Origin of the sequence: Streptomyces synnematoformans (genome assembly GCF_039531005.1) — a bacterium.
Classification (GTDB): Bacteria; Actinomycetota; Actinomycetes; order Streptomycetales; family Streptomycetaceae; genus Streptomyces; species Streptomyces synnematoformans.
Genome location: NZ_BAAAPF010000013.1, coordinates 1 through 21,071, shown reverse-complemented (window position 1 = coordinate 21,071; position 21,071 = coordinate 1). Strand labels below are relative to the sequence as shown.

The following is a 21,071-nucleotide window of genomic DNA, read 5'->3' as shown; positions in this document are numbered from 1 at the left end:
GGTCAGGGCTGCGGGCGGGCCATCGCGGCGACGAAGGCGCGCTCGACGTCGGCGGTGGCGAGCACGCCGTAGATGTGGCCGGTCTCCTCCAGCACGAGGTACTCGCTGTGCGGGCTCTCGCGCAGGTGTTCGAGCAGCTGCTCACCGGTCAGCTCCGCGGAGACCTTCATCTCGTCGGTGAGGTCCTGCGAGAGCGCGCTGACGGCCACCCAGGGGCGGCGGTGGGCGGGCGTCTGCGCGATGGCCGCGCCGCGTACGACGCCGGTGGGGTCGCCGCGGCCGTTGACGACGACGAGGGCGCGGGCGCCGGCCGCGTCGGCCCGGCGCAGCGCCTCGGACAGCGGGGTGTCGGCGGTGACGGGCGCCGCCCGGCGGGTGAGCGCGCGGGCGCGCAGGTCGGGCAGCCGCTCGCGCAGCCGGGCCATGCGCAGGCTGTTGCCGGCGCCGGTCCAGATGATCGCGGCCAGGATCGCCGCCAGCAGGGCGTCGGTGACGGTGTCGAAGCTGCCGGGGTCGGACGCCCGGGAGTGGGTGAACAGCGGCAGCCCGATGAGCGTGGCCACGGCCAGCGCGCGGCCCACCCAGGCGGCGACGACGGTGCCGGTCATGGGCTTCCCGCTGACCTTCCACACCAGGGCGCGCAGCATCCGGCCGCCGTCCAGCGGCAGGCCGGGCAGCAGGTTGAAGACGGCCACGATGAAGTTGGAGATCGTCAGCGCCGCGAGCAGCACGGCGGGCACCGTGTCCTCCTCGACGAGCTGCAGGGCGCCGAAGAAGCCGCCGGCGAGGACCAGCGAGAGCAGGGGGCCCGCGAACGCGAGCCAGAACTCGCGGCCCGGGGTCTCCGACTCCTTCTCGATCTCCGAGACGCCGCCGAAGAACTGCAGCTGGATACGGCGGACGGGCAGCTTGTAGTGGATCGCGACGCGGGTGTGGGCCAGCTCGTGGACGAGTACGGAGGCGTAGAACGCGACGGCGAAGAACAGGGCGATGAGGTACCGCAGGGCGCCCAGGTCGGGCAGGACCCGCTCCAGCTGGCCGCCGAAGACCCAGGTGATGAGCGCGGCGACGACGAACCAGCTCGGGGCGACGTACACGGGCACGCCGAAGGGGCGGCCCATGAGGATGCCGCCGCCGCGGCCGGGCCGATCGCCCCTGCGCTCCTCGCTCACGAAATCCCACTCCTGCCCGTTCGCGGCGCCCCGTTTCCTGCCCACCGCCCGGCCTGCATGGTATGCCGCCGGATGTCGGTGCCGGGCCCTAGGGTCGTACACCATGAGTACCCGCACCGACACCGGGAACCACCCCGTGGACCCCGTCCCGCCGCCGCCCGGGGAGGACGCCCGGCCGGACGGCCCACGGGCCCCGGCGCCGCCCCAGGCGCTGTCTCCCTCCCGCGCGGCGGACTTCATGACCTGCCCGCTGATGTACCGCTACCGGGTGATCGACAGGCTTCCGGAGAAGCCGCGCGCCTCCGCGGCCCGCGGGACGCTGGTGCACGCGGTGCTGGAGCGGCTCTTCGACGCCCCTGCTGCCGAGCGTACGCCGCCGCGGGCGCGGGCGCTGGTGGCGCCGGCGTGGGAGCGGATGCTCGCGGACCGTCCGGAGCTGGCGGAGCTGTTCACGGACGGGGCCGACGAGACGGACGGCGCGGGCGCGGCAGCCCCGGACGGGGGCGGCGGTGACGGGGGCGGCGGCGACGGCGACGGGCCGGACGGGGCCGCGGCGCGGCTGGCGGAGTGGCTGGCCGGGGCCGAGCAGCTCGTCGAGCGGTGGTTCACGCTGGAGGACCCGGTGCGGCTGGAGCCCGCGGAGCGGGAGCTGTTCGTGGAGACGGTCTTGGCCTCCGGGCTGAAGCTGCGCGGCGTCATCGACCGCGTCGACGTGGCGCCGACCGGCGAGGTCCGGGTCGTGGACTACAAGACCGGCAAGGCGCCGCCCCCGGAGTACGCCGCCGACGCCCTGTTCCAGATCAAGTTCTACGCGCTCGTGCTGTGGCGGCTGCGCGGCAGCGTCCCGCGCCGGCTGCAGCTGGTCTACCTGGGCAGCGGCGACGTCCTGACGTACGACCCGGACGCGGCCGACCTGCGCGGCGTGGAGCGCAAGGTGCACGCCCTGTGGCAGGCGATCCAGCGGGCGACGGAGAGCGGCGACTGGCGGCCCAGGCCCGGCCGGCTCTGCGACTGGTGCGACTTCAAGGCCGCCTGCCCGTCCTTCGGCGGCACCCCGCCGCCGTATCCGCTTCCCGTCCCCGACCCGGCCGCACCGGGCCTGCCGCAGCCCCGCCCGGCCGGGGACGGGGACGCCGGACAGGGCAGAATGGACACCGCCTGACAGTCCGGTCCGGCCGAGGAAGAGGAGACCCTGTGGCCATCCGCGTCCTGCTCGTCGACGACCAGCCGCTGCTGCGCACCGGCTTCCGCATGATCCTGGAGGCGGAGCAGGACATCGCCGTCGTCGGCGAGGCCGGCGACGGGCTGCAGGCGCTCGACCAGGTCCGGGCGCTGCAGCCGGACGTGGTGCTGATGGACATCCGGATGCCCCGCATGGACGGCGTGGAGGCCACCCGGCAGATCACCGGCGCCGGCCGGGACGGCCCCGCGAAGGTGCTGGTGCTGACCACCTTCGACCTCGACGAGTACGTGGTGGAGGCGCTGCGCGCCGGGGCCAGCGGCTTCCTGCTGAAGGACGCGCCGGCCGGCGAGCTGGTGCAGGCGATCCGCGTGGTCGCCGCGGGGGACGCGATGTTGGCCCCGAGCATCACCAAGCGGCTGCTCGACAAGTTCGCGACCAAGCTGCCGACGGGCGAGCAGGACGTGCCGGACTCCCTGGACACGCTCACCGAGCGCGAGGTCGAGGTGCTCAAGCTGGTGGCCCGCGGGCTGTCGAACGCGGAGATCGCCGCCGACCTGTTCGTCAGCGAGACGACCGTCAAGACGCACGTGGGCCACGTGCTGACCAAGCTGAGCCTGCGCGACCGGGTGCAGGCCGCGGTGTACGCGTACGAGAGCGGACTGGTGCGCCCCGGCGGGTCCTGAGGGACCGGGAGTCTTCCGCCGCGGAGGACTCCGCTCGCCGGGGCGGCACGGATCAGGCCGGGAGGGGCGTCACCGGGCCCGGTGGGCGGTCACTCCGCGCCCTTCGAGATCTCCCAGAACCGGAAGACCGTCGAGGCGTCCAGCGTCCATTCCAGGCCGAGGATGTTCTCCTTGGCCGCCGCGTACTGCTTGCCCTGCCACAGCGGTATCACCGGCAGTTCGTCGGCGACGATGTCCTGCAGCTCGCCGTACGCGTCCACGGTGGCGGTGCGCTCCGACTGCGCCGCGGCCGCCGGGATCAGCTCCCCGGTGATGCGGCCCGGGTCGTAGTTGTTGGCCAGCACGTTGCCCTCGCCGAAGAAGGGCGAGGTGAAGTTGTCGGGGTCCGGGTAGTCCGGCACCCAGCCCTTGACGTACACGCCGTACGCGCCCTGGGCGACGCCCTTCTCGAACTCGTCCAGCGGCACGGACTCCACGTCCGCCTCGAACAGCCCGCTGTCGTTGAGCTGCTTGGCGATCAGCTTGAAGGCCGGCACCGTGCCGGGCCCGTAGCGCTCGGGCGTGGCGTGCAGCGTCACCCGCACCTTCTCGTCGACGCCCGCGTCACGCAGCACCTGCTCGGCCTTCGCCGGGTCGGGCCGGTCGCCGTAGGTGTCGTAGAAGGCGGTGTTGTGGCCGGTGATGCCGGCCGGGACGATCGAGTACAGCTCCTCCGCGGTGCCCTGGTAGACCTCGCGGACGAGCGCGTTGCGGTCGATGAGGTACGCGAACGCCTTGCGCACCGCGGGGTTGCCGGCGACCGGGTCGTCCATGTTGAAGACCAGGTGCTGCACCTCGGCGCTGGTGCCCTCGACGAGCTGGATCTTCTGGCCGGCCCCGGTCTGGTCCTGCAGCTCGGCGATGTCCTGCATCGCCAGGCCGCGGTAGGCCAGGTCGACGTCGCCGTTCTCCAGGTCCGCCTTCAGCTCGTCGTCGCCGTTGCCGCCGCCGTACAGCTTCAGCGTCATCCCGGAGTTCTGCACCTCGGCGGTGCCCTGGTAGCCGGAGTTGACGGAGAACACGGCCTCCTTGCCCTCCTGGTAGGAGTCCAGCCTGTACGGTCCCGAGCCGACGGCCTTGTCGCCCTCGCGGAGCTTGTCCTTGGGGTAGGACTCGCTGTCGACGATCGACCCGGCGCCGGAGGCGATCTTCATGGGGAAGGTCGCGTCGGGGTAGCCCAGCCGGAAGGTCACGGTCCGCTCGTCGGGCGTCTCGATCGTTTCGATCGAGTCGAGCATGATGGCGGGGCCCGCGGGGTCGTTGATGCCGAGGGTGCGCTCGAAGGAGAACTTCACGTCCTCGGAGGTGAGTTCCGAGCCGTTGGAGAACGTCAGCCCGTCCTGCAGGGTGCAGGTGTAGACGCGGCTGTCGGCGTCCTCGAAGGAGCACTCCTCGGCCGCCTCCGGCTCGGGCTCCGTGGCGCCCTTGGGGAAGCTCAGCAGGGACTGGAAGACGTTGTTGAACACCAGCCAGGAGCCGGGGTCGTAGCCCGCCGCGGGGTCGATGGCCGTGACCTCGTCGGTCATCCCCATCACCACCGCGTCGCCTGAGCCGGCCCCCGATCCGGAGTCCGAGCCGCAGCCGGCGGCGAGCAGGACGGTGGCCATGGCGGCGCCGAGGGGTGGGGCGAGCCGCTGGACAGCCTTGTTCACGTGTGTGGGTTCCTTCACTCGGGGTCGGTTCTCTGCCGGCGCGGCACTGCCGGTGGCCCCTACTCGCCCAGTCCGCGCCGCAGCTCCCACAGCTGCAGCGTCGACGACGAGTTGAGCGCCCATTCCGCCCCCGTGACGGTGTCGCGCGCCGCGATGTACTGCTTGCCCTGCCAGAGCGGGAGGTACGGGACGTCGATGGCGAGGACGTCCTGGATCTGCTCGAAGCTGTCCGTCGTGCGCTCCCGCTGTGCCTCCTGGCGGGTCCGCGGGATGAGGTCCTCGATGATGGCGCTCGAGTAGTTGTTGTAGGTGAAGTTCTCCTCGCCGACGAACGGTCCGGTGAACGTGTCGGGGTCCGGGAAGTCGGGGTACCAGTGCAGGCCGTACACGGCGTAGCGGTTCTCCGCGTAGTCCTTCTTGTACGTCTCCCAGGTCTCGCCCTTGATGGTGGTGTCGAAGAGTCCGGACTCGTTGAGCTGGTCGCGCAGCTCCTCGAACTCGGTCTTCGTCGTCTCGCCGTAGTGGTCGGTGGTGTAGTTCAGGGTGAGCTTGACGGGCGTCTCGACGCCCGCCTCCCGCAGCCGCTCGCGGGCGCTGTCGACGTCCGGGCGGTCGCCGTAGGCGTCGTGGAAGGAGGTGTTGTGGCCGATGATGCCGCGCGGGATCATCGCGAAGAGCGGGTCGACGGTGCGCTGGTAGACGCCGCGTGCGAGCTTCGTCCTGTCGATCACCTCGGCCATCGCCTGGCGTACGGCCCGGTCCCGGACGGTCGGGTTCTGCACGTCGAAGACGAGGTAGGCGATCTCCGCGCCGGGCGTCTCGTAGAGTCTGATGTCGCCGTCGGTGGCGTCGTCGAGGCGGTTGATCTGCTCCGGCTTCAGGCTACGGCTCATCACGTCGATGTCGCCGCCGGTGATGGCGTCCTCCATGCTCTTGGAGCTGTCGAAGTAGCGGACCTCGACCGCGTCGTTCTGCCGCTCGACCTCGCCCTTGTAGTCGTCGTTGCCGCTGTAGACGGCCTTGGTGGCGACGTCGTCGTCGTGCTCCACCCGCAGGCTGTACGGGCCGGAGCCGGCGATCTCGAAGCCCTCGTAGAGCTGGTCCTTCTCGTAGACCTCGCTGTCGACGATGGCCGCGGCGGGGGTGGCGAGCTTGAGCGGGAACGTCGCGTCCGGCGTCTTGAGGTGGAAGACGACGGTCCGCGCGTCGGGGGTCTCCACGGTGTCGACGTTGGTGAGCAGCGAGAACGGGCCGTTGGGGTACTTGATCTTCAGCATCCGCTCGATCGAGAACTTCACGTCCTCGGCCGTCAGGTCGTGGCCGTTGGTGAACGTCAGGCCGTCGCGGAGCGTGCAGCGGTACTGCTCGCTGCGCCGGTCGGTGAAGACGCACTGCTCGGCGGCGTCGGGCTCGGGCTCCGAGCCCGAACGCGGCATCCGCATCAGCGTCTGGAAGGTGTTGTGCAGCACGTTCCAGGAGTTGATGTCGTACGCGGTCGCCGGGTCGAGCGGGGCGGGGTTCTCGTCCGTCAGCTCCAGCTTGTCGGTGGTGCCCACGGATATCGCGTCGCCGTCTCCGCCGGAGCCGCCCACCATGCCGCAGGAGGCGAGAACCGGGGCGAGCATACCCAGCAGTGCGGGCAGCACCAACGACTTACGAATCATGGTCGGCTTTCTCCCTCTGACGTCCCCGGAGAGATTAGCCGCAGCACCCAGCCGGGCCGGGCAGCAGGGAAGTTGAGAAGGAATCACGCGCCGATTACGCCCGGCACTCTGCCGATAACCGGACGCGGGAACAATGGCCGCGAACCCTCATCAAACCGGGCACAGGGCGGCCCGACAGGGACCTCTCAGGCCGCCTTCAGCACAGTCCACCCTGCCTGTCGAGAGCTGTGCACGTGAGAAAGCTCACCCTGTCGAATCCGCGCCCCGCAGCCGCAATGGGGTAAGAGCTTTCGTCACGCACAATACATGTGCCGCTGCGCGGAGTTTCTCCGCCGCTTTCTCACCGGAGGCGCTCGACCACGGAGCGGAGAAGAGGGAGATCGACTTCCGTGAGGGAGCGCACGAGGTGCCGTCCCGGCGCGGGCTCGATGGGCGCCACCGACGGCACCGCCACGACGGCGCAGCCGGCCGCCTCCGCCGCCGTCACGCCGGTGAGGGTGTCCTCCACCACGGCGCAGCGCCGCGGGTCGGCGCCGAGGGCGGCGGCGGCGTGCAGGTACGGGTCGGGGTGGGGCTTCGTCCGCGGGATCTCGTCGCCGGCGACGGTGAACTGGAAGGACTCCGGGCCCAGCGAGCGCAGCACCCGGTCGATGATGCGCCGGTGGGAGGCGGAGACCAGGGCCGTGGGCACGTCGTGCGCGGCGAGTTCGGTGAGCAGCCGGCGGGCGCCGGGCATGAGGGGCACGTTGCCGTCGACCAGCTCCTCGAAGCGGGTGTTCAGCCGGGTGGTCAGCTCGGGCAGCGCGATGTCGGCGCCGGTCGAGGCGATGAGGTAGGCGGCGCTGCGCGACATCGGGCCGCCGACGACGACCTGGCGCTGCTCCTCGTTCAGCGTGTGGCCGAACTCGGCGAAGACCGAGACCTCGGCGGCCCACCAGAAGCCCTCCGTGTCGACCAGGGTGCCGTCCATGTCGAGCAGCACGGCCTGCGGCGTCGTCCCGCGGGCGGAGCGCACGCGGCGGACCGGGGCGGTGCCCTCGGCCGTTCGGGTGCCTTCAGCGGGGATGCTGCTGGTCATCCGCTCACCTCCCTCGAAGGGGCGCAAAGGCCGGCCGCCAGCGGCGACCGGCCTGTTCCGGACGGACCAGTGTAGGCCGACGGTCCGGAATGCGCCCGGCGAGACGGCCGGGGCGCGCTCAGCGGGCGTTGAAGTACTTCGCCTCGGGGTGGTGGATCACGATCGCGTCCGTGGACTGCTCCGGGTGCAGCTGGAACTCCTCGGAGAGCTGCACGCCGATCCGCTCCGGCTCCAGCAGCCCGGCGATCTTCGCCCGGTCCTCCAGGTCCGGGCAGGCGCCGTAGCCGAGCGAGAACCGGGCGCCGCGGTACTTCAGCGCGAACATGTCCTCGATCTCCGCCGGGTCCTCGCCGCCGTAGCCCAGCTCGGCGCGTACCCGCGCGTGCCAGTACTCCGCCAGCGCCTCGGCGAGCTGCACGGAGAGCCCGTGCAGCTCCAGGTACTCGCGGTACGAGTCGGCGGCGAACAGCTCGGCGGTGGCCTCGCCGATCCTGGAGCCGACGGTGACGATCTGGAACCCGACGACGTCCGTCTCGCCGGACTCCTCCGGCCGGAAGAAGTCCGCGAGGCACAGCCGCCGCCCGCGCCGCTGCCGCGGGAAGGTGAAGCGGGTGCGCTCGCTGCCGTCCTCGCCCAGGACGATCAGGTCGTCGCCCTTGGAGACGCACGGGAAGTAGCCGTAGACGACGGCCGCCTCCAGGAGGTTTCCGGTCTGCAGCCGGTCCAGCAGCCCGCGCAGCCGCGGCCGGCCCTCGGTGGCGACCAGGTCCTCGTACGAGGGGCCGTCGCCGCCGCGCGGCGCCTTCAGCCCCCACTGGCCCTTGAACAGCGCGCCCTCGTCCAGCCAGGAGGCGTAGTCGGCCTGCTGGATCCCCTTGACGACCCGGGTGCCCCAGAACGGCGGGGCCGGCACGGGGACGTCGGTGGCCACGTCGGAGCGGGCGGGAGCGCCCTCGTCCGGCTCGGCGGGCGCGGGCGTGGCGGCGCGTACCCGGCGGGGGCGCAGCTCGGGCAGCTCGACGCCGGGGATGCCGCGCTTGACGCCGATGAGGGCGTCCATGAGGCGCAACCCCTCGAAGGCGTCGCGGGCGTAGCGGACCTCGCCCTCGTAGACCTCGTGGAGATCCTGCTCGACGTACGCGCGGGTGAGCGCGGCGCCGCCGAGGATCACCGGGAAGCGGGAGGCCAGCCGGCGCTGGTTCAGCTCCTCCAGGTTCTCCTTCATGATCACCGTGGACTTCACCAGCAGCCCGGACATCCCGATCACGTCCGCCGCGTGCTCCTCGGCGGCCTCCAGGATGGCCGAGACCGGCTGCTTGATACCGAGGTTGACCACGTTGTAGCCGTTGTTGGACAGGATGATGTCGACGAGGTTCTTGCCGATGTCGTGCACGTCGCCGCGCACGGTGGCCAGCACGATCGTGCCCTTGCCGGAGCCGCCCTCGCCGTCCTCGACCTTCTCCATGTGCGGCTCCAGATAGGCGACCGCGGTCTTCATCACCTCGGCGGACTGCAGCACGAACGGCAGCTGCATCTGCCCGGAGCCGAACAGCTCGCCGACCACCTTCATGCCGTCGAGCAGCGTCTCGTTGACGATGTCCAGGGCCGGCCGCTCCTCAAGGGCGGCGTCGAGGTCGGCCTCCAGGCCGTTCTTCTCGCCGTCGATGATCCGCCGCTTCAGCCGCTCCGCGAGCGGCAGCGCGGCCAGCTCCTCGGCCCTGCCGGCCTTCATCGACTTGGTGTCGACGCCCTCGAACAGCTCCAGGAGGCGCTGCAGGGGGTCGTACGCGGGCTCGTCGCCCTGCGCCGGGCGGCGCCGGTCGTGGATGAGGTCGAGGCAGACCTGGACCTCCTCCTCCGCCAGCCGGGCGATCGGCAGGATCTTGCTGGCGTGCACGATCGCCGAGTCGAGGCCGGCCTTGACGCACTCGTCGAGGAAGACGGAGTTGAGCACGACCCGGGCGGCGGGGTTGAGACCGAAGGAGATGTTCGACAGGCCGAGCGTGGTCTGCACGTCGGGGTGGCGGCGCTTGAGTTCGCGGATCGCCTCGATGGTGGCGACGCCGTCGCCGCGGGACTCCTCCTGGCCGGTGCAGATGGTGAACGTCAGGCAGTCGATGAGGATGTCGGACTCGTGGATGCCCCAGTTGCCGGTGAGGTCGGCGATCAGCCGCTCGGCGATGGCGACCTTGTGCTCGGCGGTGCGCGCCTGGCCCTCCTCGTCGATGGTCAGCGCCATCAGCGCGGCGCCGTGCTCCCGGGCGAGCGCGGTGACACGCGCGAAGCGCGAGTCGGGGCCGTCGCCGTCCTCGTAGTTGACGGAGTTGATGACGGCCCGGCCGCCGAGCTTCTCCAGCCCGGCGCGGATCACGTCGACCTCGGTGGAGTCCAGCACGACGGGCAGCGTCGAGGCGGTCGCGAAGCGGCCGGCCAGCTCGGCCATGTCGGCGACGCCGTCGCGGCCGACGTAGTCGACGCACAGGTCCAGCATGTGGGCGCCCTCGCGGATCTGGTCGCGGGCCATCTCCACGCAGTCGTCCCAGCGGCCTTCGAGCATGGCGGTGCGGAACTTCTTCGAGCCGTTGGCGTTGGTGCGTTCGCCGATCGCCAGGTACGAGGTGTCCTGGCGGAACGGCACCGTCTGGTACAGCGACGCGGCGCCCGGCTCGGGCCGGGGCGTGCGCTCGGCCGGCCGCTCCTCGCGCACCCGCTCGACCAGCTGCCGCAGGTGCTCGGGGGTGGTGCCGCAGCAGCCGCCGACCAGGGACAGCCCGTACTCGCGTACGAACGTCTCCTGGGCGTCGGCCAGTTCGCCGGGGGTGAGCGGGTAGTGGGCGCCGTCCTTGCCGAGGACCGGGAGCCCGGCGTTGGGCATGCAGGACAGCGGCACCCGGGAGTGCCGGGCGAGATAGCGCAGGTGCTCGCTCATCTCGGCGGGGCCGGTGGCGCAGTTCAGCCCGATCATGTCGATGCCCAGCGGCTCCAGCGCGGTGAGCGCGGCGCCGATCTCGCTGCCGAGCAGCATGGCGCCGGTGGTCTCGACGGTCACCGAGCAGATGAGCGGCAGGTCGGCGCCGGTGGCGGCGAGCGCACGGCGGGCGCCGAGGACGGCGGACTTGGTCTGCAGCAGGTCCTGCGTGGTCTCGACGAGCAGTGCGTCGGCGCCGCCGGCGATCATGCCCTCGGCGTTCTGCTGGTACGCGTCACGCAGGGTGCCGTACCCGATGTGGCCCAGCGTCGGCAGCTTCGTGCCCGGGCCCATGGAGCCGAGGACCCAGCGCTGCCGGCCGTCGCCGGCGGTGTGCGCGTCGGCGGACTCGCGGGCGATGCGCACGCCGGCCTCGGACAGCTCGAAGATCCGGTCCTCGATGTCGTATTCGCCAAGGGCGGCGTGGTTGGCGCCGAAGGTGTTGGTCTCCACGCAGTCGACGCCGGCCGCGAAGTACTCGTCGTGCACCGAGCGCACGATGTCGGGGCGGGTGACGTTGAGGATCTCGTTGCAGCCTTCGAGTTGCTGGAAGTCCGCCAGCGTGGGTTCCTGGGCCTGGAGCATGGTGCCCATGGCGCCGTCGGCCACCACCACGCGGGAGGCGAGTGCCTCGCGGAGCGCGGCGGCGCGGGTCTGCTGGCTGGCTGCGGGCTGGGCTGGCTGCGAGGCCATGGGGATACTCCCTCGTTGCGACGGCTGTCGGCTATGCGCGGCCCGCGAGGGACCGGTGCACGGCCCCAGGGTATCGGCCTGAGGCGGTGCGGCGCGGGCTGTCCCACTACCCGGACCCTGCCGGTTTGCAGGGTTTTCCGGCGGGCTCGGGCAGGTTCGCCCCTTCCGGGGTCTTCCCAGACCGCCCCCCTGCGGCGTGACAATGACCGATACTGTTCAGCATTGTCGACCCAGCGGTCTTATGGAGGAGGACCTTCCGTGGCACGGAACATCCAGTCGCTCGAGCGAGCGGCTGCGGTGCTGCGCCTGCTGGCCGGAGGAGATCGGCGGCTGGGCCTGTCGGACATCGCCTCGACGCTGGGCCTGGCCAAGGGCACGGCGCACGGCATCCTGCGCACGCTGCAGCAGGAGGGGTTCGTCGAGCAGGACCCGGTCTCCGGGCGCTACCAGCTCGGCGCCGAGCTGCTGCGGCTGGGAAACAGCTACCTCGACGTGCACGAGCTGCGCGCCCGCGCCCTGCCCTGGACCGACGACCTGGCCCGCGCCAGCGGCGAGAGCGTCCACCTCGGCGTGCTGCACCACCAGGGCGTGCTGATCGTCCACCACGTCTTCCGGCCCGACGACAGCCGGCAGGTGCTGGAGATAGGCGCCATGCAGCCGCTGCACAGCACGGCGCTGGGCAAGGTCCTGTGCGCCGTGGACCCGGTGGCGCACGCCGAGGCCGCGGAGGGCGACCGCAAGGCGCTCACGCCCGCCACCGTCACGGAGGCGGCCGAATTCGAACAGATCCTGGAGCTGACCCGGGCCCGCGGCTGGGGCTCGGACGTCGAGGAGACCTGGGACGGCATCGCCTCCGTCGCCGCCCCCGTACGCGACCGCCGCGGCATGCCCGTCGGCGCGGTGGGCGTCACCGGCGCGGTGGAGCGCCTCTGCCCCGGCGGGGAACTGCGGCCCGATCTGGTGGCCGCGGTGCGCGACTGCGCCCGGGCGGTGGCCCGGGACCTGGGCGCCGGGCGCTTCTGAGCGCGGCGGCCCCCGCGTCGCCGATTCCTTTGTTTTCCCGTCACCGGCCCTTGACGTGCCTGTGACGTGGCGGAACACTGCCGTGCACCGGTCGGCATTGTCGAACGCCTGACGACAGTTTTGACGTATGGTGTTATTCGCGGACCGTGATCCACATACGGACAACCCAGGACAAAGGAGTCGCGGGATGAACCCGTCCAACTGGGATATCTTCACCGGCGAGGTCGTGGGAACGGCCTTGCTGATCCTCCTCGGTGGCGGCGTGGTCGCCGCCATCACCTTCAAGAAGTCCAAGGCATACCAGGCGGGCTGGGTCGCTATCTCCCTCGGCTGGGGTTTCGCGGTCATGACCGGGGCGTACGTGGCCGCCGGCGTGTCCGGTGCCCATCTCAACCCGGCGGTGACCCTCGGTCTGGCGATCAAGGGCGACACCGACTGGGGCGACGTGCCGCTGTACATCGCTTCCGAGACGCTCGGCGCGATGATCGGCGCGGCGCTGGTATGGCTGGCGTACTACGGCCAGTTCCGCGACCACCTCACCGACCCGGAGGTGGTCGGCGATCGCCGGGACGGGGAGCCCAAGGCGATCGAGGCCATGGAGAAGGGCGCGGGACCGGTGCTCGGCATCTTCTCCACCGGCCCCGAGATCCGTAACCCGGTGCAGAACGTGATGACCGAGATCATCGGCACCTTCGTCCTCGTCATCGCCATCCTGACCCAGGGCCTCAACCAGGAGGGCAACGGCCTCGGCCCGCTCGGCGTGCTGATCGTCGCTCTGGTCGTGGCCAGCATCGGTCTCTCCCTCGGCGGCCCCACCGGCTACGCCATCAACCCCGCGCGCGACCTCGGGCCGCGCATCGTCCACGCCCTGCTGCCGCTGCCCAACAAGGGCGGTTCCGACTGGAGCTACGCGTGGGTCCCCATCGTCGGCCCGCTGATCGGCGGCGCCCTCGCGGGCGGACTCTACGAACTCGCCTTCGCCTGAGCCGGCGCGTCCCGCCCGGCCGCCGGGCGGGACGGCGCACGGCTGCACCCCGACCCAAGCCGAAACAACGACGTATCGGAGCGACATGACCGACGCACACACCGCAGGCCCGTTCATTGCGGCTATCGACCAGGGGACGACTTCCAGCCGGTGCATCGTGTTCGACACCGACGGCCGGATCGTGTCGGTGGACCAGAAGGAACACGAACAGATCTTCCCCAAGCCCGGCTGGGTCGAGCACAACGCCGCCGAAATCTGGCGCAACGTCCAGCAGGTCGTGGACGGCGCCGTCGCCAAGGCCGGCATCACCAGCGCGGACGTGAAGGCCATCGGCATCACCAACCAGCGCGAGACCACCCTGCTGTGGGACAAGCACACCGGCGAGCCCGTCGCCAACGCCATCGTCTGGCAGGACACCCGGACCGCGGAACTCTGCCGCCAGCTCGGCGGCGCCGAGGGCCAGGACCGCTTCCGCGCCGCCACCGGCCTGCCGCTGGCCTCCTACTTCGCCGGCCCCAAGATCCGCTGGCTCCTCGACAACACCCCCGGCCTGCGCGCCCGCGCCGAGGCCGGCGACATCCTCTTCGGCACCATGGACTCCTGGGTCATCTGGAACCTCACCGGCGGCCCCGGACGCGGCGTCCACGTCACCGACGTCACCAACGCCTCCCGCACCATGCTCATGAACCTGGAGACCCTCGACTGGGACGCGGGCATCCTCGACGCGATGGGCGTGCCCGCCGCGGTGCTGCCCGAGATCCGCTCCTCCGCGGAGGTCTACGGCCGCGCCGCCTCCGGCACGCTCACCGGCATCCCGGTGGCCTCGGCGCTGGGCGACCAGCAGGCCGCCCTGTTCGGCCAGACCTGCTACGCCCAGGGCGAGGCCAAGTCCACCTACGGCACCGGCACCTTCCTGCTGATGAACACCGCCGACGAGCCGGTCCACTCGGAGAACGGGCTGCTGACCACCGTCGGCTACCGCATCGGCGACCAGCCCGCCGTGTACGCCCTGGAAGGCTCCATCGCCATCACCGGCGCCCTGGTGCAGTGGATGCGCGACCAGATGGGCATCATCTCCACCGCCGCCGAGATCGAGACCCTGGCGCTCAGCGTCGAGGACAACGGCGGCGCCTACTTCGTGCCCGCCTTCTCCGGCCTGTTCGCGCCCTACTGGCGTGACGACGCCCGCGGGGTGATCGCGGGCCTGACGCGGTACGTGACCAAGGCCCACCTGGCGCGTGCGGTGCTGGAGGCGACCGCCTGGCAGACCCGCGAGATCGTCGACGCGATGACCAAGGACTCCGGCGTCGAGCTGACCTCGCTGAAGGTCGACGGCGGCATGACCGCCAACAACCTGCTGATGCAGACCCTCGCCGACGTCCTCGACGCCCCCGTCGTCCGCCCCCTCGTCGCCGAGACCACCTGCCTGGGCGCCGCCTACGCCGCCGGTCTGGCCGTCGGCTTCTGGCCGGACACCGACGCGCTGCGCGCCAACTGGCGGCGCGCCGCCGAGTGGACTCCGCGTATGGACGAGGCCACCAGGGAACGCGAGTACAACGACTGGCTCAAAGCGGTCCAGCGCACCATGGGCTGGATCGAGGACAAGGAGTAGCGACGATGACCCTCCCGCAGACCGTCCCAGCCGCGATACCCGCGCTCGGGACGCACCCGACTGCCGGCCGCACCCCGGGCCGCGCGGAGACGCGGGACCTGCTCGACCGGGCGACGTACGACCTCCTGGTCATCGGCGGCGGGATCCTGGGCACCTCGGTGGCCTGGCACGCCGCGCAGTCGGGCCTGCGGGTGGCGATGGTGGACGCCGGCGACTTCGCCGGCGCCACCTCGTCCGCGTCCTCCAAGCTCGTCCACGGCGGCATCCGCTACCTGCAGAACGGCGCGGTGAAGCTGGTGGCCGAGAACCACCACGAGCGCCGGGTGCTGGCCCGCGACGTAGCGCCGCACCTGGTCAACCCGCTCCCCTTCTACCTGCCGCTCTACAAGGGCGGCCCGCACGGCGCCGCCAAGCTCGGCGCCGGCGTCTTCGCGTACTCCGCGCTGTCCGCCTTCCGCGACGGCGTCGGACACCTCATCACCCCCGGCCGCGCGGCCCGGGCCGTCCCCGCGCTGCGCACGGAGGGGCTCAAGGCGGTCGCGGTCTTCGGCGACCACCAGATGAACGACTCGCGGATGGCGGTCATGACCGTACGGGCCGCGGTCGGCGCCGGCGCCGTCGTCCTCAACCACGCCGAGGTCACCGGGCTGCGGTTCACCCACGGCCAGGTGACGGGGGCGGAGCTGCGGGACCGGCTGAGCGGCGCCGAGTTCGGCGTGGACGCCCGGCTGGTGCTCAACGCCACCGGGCCGTGGGTGGACCACCTGCGGCGCATGGAGGACCCGGCCGCGGCCCCGTCCATCCGGCTCTCCAAGGGCGCGCACGTCGTGCTCCGGCGGCGCTCGCCGTGGCGCGCCGCGATGTCGACGTGGGTGGACAGGTACCGCGTCACGTTCGCGCTGCCGTGGGAGGACCAGCTGCTGCTGGGCACCACGGACGAGGCGTACGAGGGCGACCCGGCCGACGTGCGCCCGACGGACGCCGACATCACGCAGATCCTCGACGAGGCGTCGCTGTCGGTGGCCGCCGAGGACCTGTCGCCCGACCTCGTGACGTACACCTTCGCCGGGCTGCGGGTGCTGCCGGGCGGGCCCGGCGGCACGGAGCAGGCCAGGCGGGAGACGGTCGTCACGGAGGGCTCCGGCGGCATGCTGTCGGTGGCGGGCGGCAAGTGGACGACGTACCGGCACATCGGCCGGATGGTGCTGAGCAGGCTCGCCGGGGAGCACGGCGGCGCGATCGCCGAGGACATGCAGCCGGTGAAGTCCCTGGTACGGCACACCCCGCTGCCCGGCGTGGCAAATCCCGACGCGGTGGCGCACCGGCTGCTCGTCGACCGCGACCCGGGCCACCGCATGGCCCCCGACACCGCCCGCCAGCTGGCCACGCACTACGGGTCTCTGTCCTTCGACATCGCCCGCCTGGTCAACGACGACCCGGACCTGGGCGAGCGCATTCACCCGGATGGGCCCGAGATCTGGGCGCAGGTGGTCTACGCTCGCGACCACGAGTGGGCCGAGACGGAGGACGACGTGCTGCGCCGCCGGACGACGGTGACGATCCGCGGTCTGGACACCGGCGCGGTGCGGGCGCGGGTGCGGGAGCTGCTCGCGCGCAAGCAGGCCTGACCCGGCCGGGCAGACAGACAGACGGGCAGACAGACAGACGGGCAGGCAGACAGACAGGCAGGCACAGCGGCCGGCAGCGGTCCGCTGACCGGGGGGAGGGGCACCGCGGAGGCGCCTCTCCCCCGCCCAGCCCGCCCCCGGTGCGATTCGTGCCGTCCCGTGGGGCCCGCAGGCCACACGCGGGTCATAATGGAGGCGCGCAGACATCGGATGTCTGGGTCAGGGAGGGCGGCGAGATGGCGGTCACGGACGAGGCGATCGAGAAGATCAAAGGGATGATCGTCTCCGGGAAGCTGCGGCCGGGCGACCGGCTGCCCAAGGAGAGCGAGCTGGCGGCCGACCTCGGCCTGTCCCGCAACTCGCTGCGCGAGGCGGTGCGCGCGCTCGCGCTGATACGCATCCTCGACGTGCGGCAGGGCGACGGCACGTACGTCACGAGCCTCGATCCCCAGCTGCTGCTGGAGGCGATGAGCTTCGTCGTCGACTTCCACCGCGACGACACCGTGCTGGAGCTGCTGGCCGTACGCCGGATCCTGGAGCCCGCCGCCACCGCCCTGGCCTGCACCGGCATCGCGGAACAGGAGCTGGACGCGCTGGAGGCGGAGCTGGCCGAGCTGGGCGAGGACCCGTCGGTGGAGGAACTGGTCCGCGCCGACCTGGAGTTCCACCGCCGGATCGTGCAGGCGTCGGGGAACTCCGTGCTCAGCTCGCTGCTGGAGGGGCTGTCGGGGCCGACGGCCCGGGCCCGGATCTGGCGCGGCCTGACGCAGGAGGACGCCGTACGGCGCACGCTCACCGAGCACCGCGCGATCCTTGAGGCCATGCGCGGCCGGGACGCGGAGGCGGCGCGGTCCTGGGCGACGGTGCACATCGCGAGCGTGGAGCAGTGGCTGCGCCGGACGCTGTGACGCGGTGACGCGGTGACGCGGTGACGCCGCGATGCGGCGACGCCGGGCGCGGCGGCGGACCGGCCGCGGCGCCCGGCTCGGGCGTCAGTCCATACGGTAGATGCGGCGGGCGTTGCCGCCGAACACCGCCTCCCGCTCGGCCGCCGTCAGGTCCGCCGTCGCCTCCTCGGCCAGCTCGACCACGCGGCCGTACGTGGCCGCCAGCGTGCACACCGGCCAGTCCGAGCCGAACAGGATCCGCTCCGGCCCGAACACGTCGATCACGTGCCGGGCGTACGGCAGCACGTCCGCCGGCCGCCAGTTCTCCCAGTCCGCCTGCGTGACCAGCCCGGACAGCTTGCAGCTGACGTGCGGCAGCCGGGCCAGCTCCGCGACCAGGTCCGCCCACGGCTGCCACTCCCCCGCCGCGATCGGCGGCTTGCCCGCGTGGTCGAGCACGAACCGGGTCTGCGGCACCGCGCGCGCGGCGGCGATCGCGGCGGGCAGCTCCCGCGGGGTCACGAGCAGGTCGAAGGCGAACTCCGCCGCGCCCGCGAGCCCCAGCGCCCGCAGCACGTCGGGGCGTTCGAGCCACCGCGGGTCGGGCTCGTCGGCCACCTGGTGGCGCAGCGCCTGGAACCGCGGCGGCTGGTGGAGGAAGGTGTCCCCGTCCAGCGCGGGCGAGGTCAGGTCGAGCCAGCCGCAGACCAGGCCCACGGGCGGGTCCGGCTCGCGGCACAGCTCCAGCGACTCCTCGTACGAGGACGAGGACTGCACCACCACCGTGGCGTCGACACCGTGCTCGTCGAGATGCGGCCGCAGGTCGGCGAGGGTGAAGGTGCGCCGCAGCGGGTCGGCCCAGGGGCCGTTCTGCCACGGCTGCGGGCGCCGGGTGATGTCCCAGAGGTGGTGGTGGGCGTCGATGCGCGGCACGGTCAGCCTCCCGCGGGCGTCGTCGGCAGCGGCAGGTCGGCGTCGAGGAGCCCGCGTTCGACGAGCGCGGGCCAGAGCCCGGCGGGGATGTCGTACGCGAACATCTCCGCGTTCTCCACGACGTCCCGCGGCCGGGAGGCGCCGGGGACCACCGAGACGACCGCCGGGTGCGCGAACGGGAAGCGCAGCGCGGCCGCCTTCAGCGGCACCCCGAACTCGCCGCACACCTCGGCGATGCCGCGCGCCCGCGCCACCACCTCCGCCGGTGCCGCGCCGTAGTGGTAGCGCCCGCCGGGCCGCGGGTCGGCGAGCAGCCCGGTGTTGTAGACGCCGCCGACGACGACGGCGGTGCCGCGCCGCTCGCAGACCGGGAGCAGGTCGTCGTACGCGCTGCGCTCCAGCAGCGTCCAGCGGCCGGCGCACAGCACCACGTCGACGTCGAGGTCGGCGACGAGCCGGCCCAGGTGGTCGCTGTAGTTCATGCCGAAGCCGATGGCGCCGACGACCTTCTCCGCCTTCAGCTCCGCGAGCGCGGCGAAGGCGGTCTCGTACACCTGCGGCAGGTGGTTCTCGACGTCGTGGAGGTACGCGATCTCCACGCGGTCGGTCCCCAGCCGTTCCAGCGACGACTCCAGCGTCGCCCGGATCCCGTCCCTGCCGAGGTCCCACACCCGGCCGCGGGCGGGGGTGTCGACGAAGTCGTGGGCGGGCTCGGTCTCGCCGGGGCCGAGGGCCCGCAGCCGCCGGCCGACCTTGGTGGACACGGTGTACGAGTCCCGCGGCCGGCCCGCCAGCGCGCGGCCGAGGCGCTCCTCCGACAGCCCGACGCCGTAGTGCGGCGCGGTGTCGAAGTAGCCGTAGCCGTGCGCGAACGCGGTGTCGACGATCTCGGCCGCCGTGGCGTCCGGCATCGCCCGGTAGAGGTTGCCGAGGTTGGCGCAGCCGAGGCCGAGCCTGGGTATGGGGCGCATCCGCCGCCTCTCTCAGTCCTGTTTCTCGCCGCTGACAAACCGGGAAACGACCAGGGCGACGATGATGATCGCCCCGTTGAGGAACTTCGTCCACTCCGCCGGCACGCCGGCGAGCGTCATCACGTTGATGACGAGCTGGAGCGTCAGCACGCCGGTCAGCGCGCCGAAGAGGGTGCCGCGGCCGCCGCGCAGGCTGATGCCGCCGATGACGGCCGCGGCGAACACCTGGAAGATCATGTCCTTGCCCTGGCCGGCGGAGACCGAGCCGTAGTGGCCGGTGTAGAGCACGCCCGCGAAGGCGGCGAGCATGCCGCCGATGGCCAGCACGATCCACGTGATGCGGTCCACCCGGATGCCGGCCGCGCGCGCCGCCTCCGGGTTGCCGCCGATGGCGTACAGGGCGCGCCCGTGCCGCAGGTAGCCCAGCATCAGGCCGCCGATCGCGTACAGGCCGAGGCAGACGTAGACGGCGGCGGGCACGCCGAGCCAGCTCTCCTTGCCGAGGTAGGCGAAGGACTCGGGCACCTCGATGATCGACTTGCCGCCGGTGATGCCCTCGTGCAGGCCGCGCAGCATGACGAGCATGCCGAGCGTGGCGATGAAGCCGTTGACCCTGAGCTTGAGTATGAGGAAGCCGTTGAAGAGGCCGATGACGGCGCCGACCAGGAGGCACAGGAAGATCGACGTGCCGGACGGCAGCAGCTCGATACCGGTGAACCGGCCGCCCTCGGCGGGCAGGACGAGCCAGAGGGCGATCACCGGTGCGACGCCGATCGTCGACTCCAGCGACAGGTCCATCCGGCCGCTGATGAGGATCAGCGCCTGCGCCAGCACCAGCAGCCCCAGCTCGGTGGACTGCTGGACGACGCCGATGAGGTTGTCGGAGGTCAGGAACGCGGGCGAGACGATGAAGCCGATCACGCCGAGCACGAAGATGACGGGCACGAGCGAGAAGTCGCGCCAGCGGCCGAGATCGATCTCCAGGCCGCCGAGCTGCAGCTGCGGCTTCTTCTCCACCGCCGCGGTGCCCTCGGTCGCGGCGGCCGGCCGCGCTGTCGACGTTGGCCCTGTCATGCTTCCTGCCCCTTCTCCGGCTGGTCCGGTTCGTCTGACTGGTCTGGCCGGCCGGGCCGGTCGCGGTCGGGCCGGCCGGCGTGGTCCGGCCGTTCACGGTGGCCGGGTTCGATGCCCTCCATGGCGGCGACCAGCTCCCGGTCGGTCCAGCCGCCGCCGAACTCCGCGACGACGCGCCCGTGGAAGAGCGCGAGCACGCGGTCGCAGACGCGCAGGTCGTCCAGCTCGTCGGAGACGATGACGGCGCCGCTGCCGCTCTCGGCCACCCGGCGGACGACGCCCAGCAGCGCGTCCTTGGACTTCACGTCCACGCCCGCGGTCGGCTTGATCGCCACCAGCACGCCGGGGTCCCGGGCGAGCGCCCGGGCGATGACGACCTTCTGCTGGTTGCCGCCGGACAGCCCGTCGACGTCCTGGCCGGGGCCCGAGGTCTTGATGTCCAGCGACTCGATCATGCGCTGGGCGAACCGGCGGGTGCGCGAGGGCAGCACGGTGCCGTACGGGCCGAGCTGATCGGCGACGGTGAGCGTGGCGTTCTCGGCGACGCTGCGGCCGGGCACCAGGCCCTGCTGGTGCCGGTCCTCGGGCACGTACCCGATGCCGGCCTCCAGCGCGTGCGGCACGCTGCCGGTGCGCACGGCGGCGCCGCGCACCTCGACCGCGCCGTCGTCGGGGGCCCGCATGCCGACGAGGGTCTCGCCGATCGCGGTGTTCCCGCTGGCGGCGGCGCCGGCGAGGCCGACGATCTCGCCGGCGCGCACGGCGAGGTCCAGCGGCACGTACGCGCCGGCCACGGCCAGCGCCCGCGCCCGCAGCACGGGCTCCG

At 72.2% G+C, this 21,071-nt stretch carries 16 protein-coding genes; 7 read left to right on the top strand and 9 right to left on the bottom strand.

What is annotated here, in order from left to right; translation table 11 throughout:
- Positions 1-2: 2 nt before the first annotated feature.
- Positions 3-1,121 carry a site-2 protease family protein gene (locus ABD317_RS04820; RefSeq protein WP_234020285.1) on the bottom strand — a complete coding sequence of 373 codons (1,119 nt, stop codon included), beginning with the start codon at positions 1,119-1,121 and terminating at the stop codon, positions 3-5.
- A gap of 154 nt (positions 1,122-1,275) precedes the next feature.
- On the opposite strand from ABD317_RS04820, the gene ABD317_RS04815 reads away from it, so the two are divergent.
- Both ABD317_RS04815 and ABD317_RS04810 read left to right on the top strand, forming a co-directional pair.
- Positions 1,276-2,334 carry a RecB family exonuclease gene (locus ABD317_RS04815; protein ID WP_344288149.1) on the top strand — a complete coding sequence of 353 codons (1,059 nt, stop codon included), beginning with the start codon at positions 1,276-1,278 and terminating at the stop codon, positions 2,332-2,334.
- Positions 2,335-2,366: 32 nt separating this feature from the next.
- The gene (locus tag ABD317_RS04810; protein ID WP_027757095.1) at positions 2,367-3,038 is read left to right on the top strand and encodes a response regulator; all 672 of its coding nucleotides are present in this window, start codon (positions 2,367-2,369) and stop codon (positions 3,036-3,038) included.
- A gap of 89 nt (positions 3,039-3,127) precedes the next feature.
- Here ABD317_RS04810 and ABD317_RS04805 read toward each other — a convergent pair whose 3' ends face one another.
- The 4 genes from ABD317_RS04805 to metH form a co-directional block, all read right to left on the bottom strand.
- Complete coding sequence (locus ABD317_RS04805; RefSeq protein ID WP_344288146.1) at positions 3,128-4,729, bottom strand: ABC transporter substrate-binding protein; 1,602 nt, start codon at positions 4,727-4,729, stop codon at positions 3,128-3,130.
- A gap of 59 nt (positions 4,730-4,788) precedes the next feature.
- Positions 4,789-6,393, bottom strand: a complete 1,605-nt coding sequence (locus ABD317_RS04800) for an ABC transporter substrate-binding protein (RefSeq protein ID WP_344288144.1) — start codon at positions 6,391-6,393, stop codon at positions 4,789-4,791.
- Positions 6,394-6,733: 340 nt separating this feature from the next.
- Complete coding sequence (locus tag ABD317_RS04795; protein WP_344288142.1) at positions 6,734-7,471, bottom strand: HAD family hydrolase; 738 nt, start codon at positions 7,469-7,471, stop codon at positions 6,734-6,736.
- Between the two features lie 118 nt (positions 7,472-7,589).
- The gene (metH, locus tag ABD317_RS04790) at positions 7,590-11,132 is read right to left on the bottom strand and encodes a methionine synthase (protein ID WP_344288140.1); all 3,543 of its coding nucleotides are present in this window, start codon (positions 11,130-11,132) and stop codon (positions 7,590-7,592) included.
- 258 nt (positions 11,133-11,390) lie between these two features.
- On the opposite strand from metH, the gene ABD317_RS04785 reads away from it, so the two are divergent.
- The 5 genes from ABD317_RS04785 to ABD317_RS04765 all read left to right on the top strand — a co-directional run bounded on the left by ABD317_RS04785 (position 11,391) and on the right by ABD317_RS04765 (position 17,288).
- Positions 11,391-12,155, top strand: coding sequence for an IclR family transcriptional regulator (locus tag ABD317_RS04785; protein WP_344288138.1), 765 nt, complete (start codon positions 11,391-11,393; stop codon positions 12,153-12,155).
- Positions 12,156-12,342: 187 nt separating this feature from the next.
- Positions 12,343-13,140, top strand: a complete 798-nt coding sequence (locus ABD317_RS04780) for an MIP/aquaporin family protein (RefSeq protein ID WP_344288136.1) — start codon at positions 12,343-12,345, stop codon at positions 13,138-13,140.
- Between the two features lie 85 nt (positions 13,141-13,225).
- A complete protein-coding gene (gene glpK / locus ABD317_RS04775) occupies positions 13,226-14,752 on the top strand; it encodes a glycerol kinase GlpK (RefSeq protein ID WP_344288134.1) in 1,527 nt (508 codons plus the stop codon).
- 5 nt (positions 14,753-14,757) lie between these two features.
- Positions 14,758-16,380 (top strand): glycerol-3-phosphate dehydrogenase/oxidase, encoded by a 1,623-nt coding sequence (locus ABD317_RS04770; protein WP_344288132.1) that lies wholly within the window; start codon positions 14,758-14,760, stop codon positions 16,378-16,380.
- 236 nt (positions 16,381-16,616) lie between these two features.
- Positions 16,617-17,288: an FCD domain-containing protein gene (locus tag ABD317_RS04765; RefSeq protein ID WP_027757086.1), complete on the top strand. Its 672-nt coding sequence runs from the start codon at positions 16,617-16,619 to the stop codon at positions 17,286-17,288.
- An 84-nt stretch (positions 17,289-17,372) separates the two neighbouring features.
- Here the strand turns inward: ABD317_RS04765 and ABD317_RS04760 are convergent, their stop codons facing one another.
- From ABD317_RS04760 to ABD317_RS04745, 4 genes are all read right to left on the bottom strand, one after another.
- On the bottom strand, positions 17,373-18,200 hold the full coding sequence (locus ABD317_RS04760) for an amidohydrolase family protein (RefSeq protein WP_344288129.1): 828 nt from the start codon (positions 18,198-18,200) through the stop codon (positions 17,373-17,375).
- Between the two features lie 2 nt (positions 18,201-18,202).
- Positions 18,203-19,171 (bottom strand): aldo/keto reductase, encoded by a 969-nt coding sequence (locus ABD317_RS04755; protein WP_344288127.1) that lies wholly within the window; start codon positions 19,169-19,171, stop codon positions 18,203-18,205.
- Positions 19,172-19,183: 12 nt separating this feature from the next.
- Positions 19,184-20,245: an ABC transporter permease subunit gene (locus ABD317_RS04750; protein ID WP_199789094.1), complete on the bottom strand. Its 1,062-nt coding sequence runs from the start codon at positions 20,243-20,245 to the stop codon at positions 19,184-19,186.
- A partial coding sequence (locus ABD317_RS04745) for an ATP-binding cassette domain-containing protein (protein WP_344288123.1) occupies positions 20,242-21,071 on the bottom strand: 830 nt, incomplete at its 5' end. The genes ABD317_RS04745 and ABD317_RS04750, both read right to left, overlap by 4 nt.